Below are 2,521 nucleotides of genomic sequence, written 5' to 3' on the forward strand. Positions count from 1 at the left end.
CCGCGGCGCCTGCGCGACCCGAGACGCTGCGCCTGCGCAGCGTCGAGGACGAGGACGAGGCCCGCCCCGCGCGCCGTCCGGGCGGTGCGCCGGCCCCGAAGAAGCCGGCCCTCGCCCCGGCGAAGAAGGGACTTTCCGAGCGCGACCGCCGGGGCGGCCGGCTCAACGTCGCTGCCGTGCTCAGCGACGAGGACGAGCGGGTGCGCAGCCTCGCCTCGTTCCGCCGCCAGCGCGAGCGCGAGCGCCAGCAGGCCGAGCGCGAGCGGCTGCGCGCCGAAGGCAGCCGCGTGGTGCGCGAGGTGGTGATCCCCGAGGCGATCACGGTGCAGGAGCTCGCCGCGCGCATGGCGCTGCGCGGCGCCGAGGTGATCAAGGCGCTGATGCGCATGGGCGTGATGGCGACCATCACGCAGAGCCTGGATGCGGACACCGCCGAGCTTGTGGTCACCGAGCTCGGCCACAAGCCCAAGCGCGTGAGCGAGAGCGATGTCGAGCTCGGGCTCGAGGGCGCGGCCGATACCGAGGCCGATCTGCGCCCGCGCCCGCCGGTCGTGACGGTGATGGGCCATGTCGATCACGGCAAGACGTCCCTGCTCGACGCGCTGCGCCAGACCGACGTCGCGGCGCACGAGGCGGGCGGCATCACCCAGCATATCGGTGCCTATCAGGTGGAGCTGCCGTCCGGCCAGAAGATCACCTTCATCGACACGCCCGGCCACGAGGCGTTCACGGCGATGCGCGCGCGCGGCGCCTCCGTCACCGACATCGTCGTTCTGGTGGTCGCGGCCGATGACGGCGTGATGCCACAGACGGTGGAGGCGATCCGTCACGCCAAGGCGGCGAACGCGCCGATCATCGTGGCGATCAACAAGATCGACAAGCCGGACGCCAAGCCCGACCGGGTCCGGAACGAATTGCTCCAGCATGAGATCGTGGTGGAATCGATGGGCGGCGAGACCATCGACGTCGAGGTCTCGGCGCTGAAGAAGACCAATCTCGACAAGCTGGAGGAGGCGATCCTGCTCCAGGCCGAGATCCTGGACCTGAAGGCGAACCCCGACCGCGCCGCCGAGGGCACCGTGATCGAGAGCAAGCTCGACCGCGGCCGCGGGCCGGTGGCCACCGTGCTGGTGCAGAAGGGCACGCTCCGGCAGGGCGACATCGTGGTCGCCGGCGCCGAGTGGGGCCGCGTGCGCGCGATGCTCGACGACAAGGGCCGCCAGCTCAAGGAGGCGCCGCCCTCGACGCCGGTGGAGATCCTCGGCCTCTCCGGCGTCCCCGCGGCGGGCGAGCCGTTCGTCGCCGTCGACGGCGAGGCGCGGGCGCGCGAGATCAGCGAGTTCCGCCAGCGCAAGATCCGCGAGAAGGCCGCCGCCGGCTCGGCCGCCGCGCGCGGCACGCTCGACCAGATGCTCGCGCGCATCCAGGCGGGCGAGCAGAAGGAGGTGGCGGTCGTCATCAAGGCCGACGTGCAGGGCTCGGCGGAGGCGATCCAGGCCACCGTGCAGAAGCTCGGCAACGAGGAGGTGCGCGTGCGCGTGCTGCACAGCGCGGTCGGCCAGATCACCGAGTCCGACGTGCAGCTCGCCAAGGCCTCGGATGCGGTGATCGTCGCGTTCAACGTGCGCGCGACCAGCCAGGCGCGCGACCTCGCCGCGCGCGAAGGCGTGGATATCCGCTACTACTCGATCATCTACGACGTCGCCGACGACATCGAGAACCTGGTCAAGGGGAAGGTGGCGCCGAAGGAGCGCGAGAAGTTCCTGGGCTACGCCGAGATCCGCAAGGTTTTCGATATCACGAAGGTCGGCAAGGTGGCCGGCTGCATGGTCACCGAGGGCGTGGTGAAGCGCGGCGCGGGCGTGCGGCTCCTGCGCGACAACGTCGTCATCCACACGGGCGAGCTCAGCCAGCTCAAGCGCTTCAAGGACGATGTGCGCGAGGTGGCCAAGGGCTACGAGTGCGGCATGGCCTTCGCGAACTACCAGGACATCCGCGAGGGCGACGTGATCGAGTGCTTCGAGACGGAGACCGTGCCGGCGTGACGGCACCCGGGCGCCACCCCTGAGCCCGCGCGTCCGCAGCATCAGGAGGCCACCGCCGCCTCCGGCACGACGCCGCGCGCGGAGGTGCCGCGCGCTCCGCGCGCCGTCTTGACAGGCCCGCGCCGGCGTGGCGCAGCACCGCCATGGCGGATGCGCGCGCGGTGCTGGTGACGCGGCCGGAGCCGGAGGCGCGCGAGACCGCGCGACGGCTCCGCGCGCTCGGCTATCGCCCGGTGCTTGCGCCGATGCTGACGGTCACGCTCGTCCCTGCCCGGCTGCCCCGGCCCGAGGCGGTGCAGGCGATCGTCGCCGGCAGCATGAACGCGGTGCGCGCGCTTCCCGCCGCGTATCGCCGCGTGCCCCTGCTCGCGGTGGGCGACGCCACGGCGGCGGCGGCGCGCGCGCGGGGATTCCGCACGGTGCGCTCGGCCGCCGGGGATGCGCGCGACCTCGCCGCACTCGCCTCGCGCCTGCTC

The 2,521-nt window shown here is 72.6% G+C and carries 2 protein-coding genes; both read left to right on the forward strand.

Translation table 11 applies throughout. The features are described 5' to 3' along the window. A partial coding sequence (infB, locus tag FK498_RS18365; RefSeq protein WP_141857112.1) for a translation initiation factor IF-2 occupies positions 1–2,045 on the forward strand: 2,045 nt, incomplete at its 5' end. A 143-nt stretch (positions 2,046–2,188) separates the two neighbouring features. After that, a partial coding sequence (locus tag FK498_RS18370; RefSeq protein ID WP_202614929.1) for a uroporphyrinogen-III synthase occupies positions 2,189–2,521 on the forward strand: 333 nt, incomplete at its 3' end.

Origin of the sequence: Elioraea sp. Yellowstone (assembly GCF_006704265.1) — a bacterium.
GTDB lineage: Bacteria > Pseudomonadota > Alphaproteobacteria > Acetobacterales > Acetobacteraceae > Elioraea.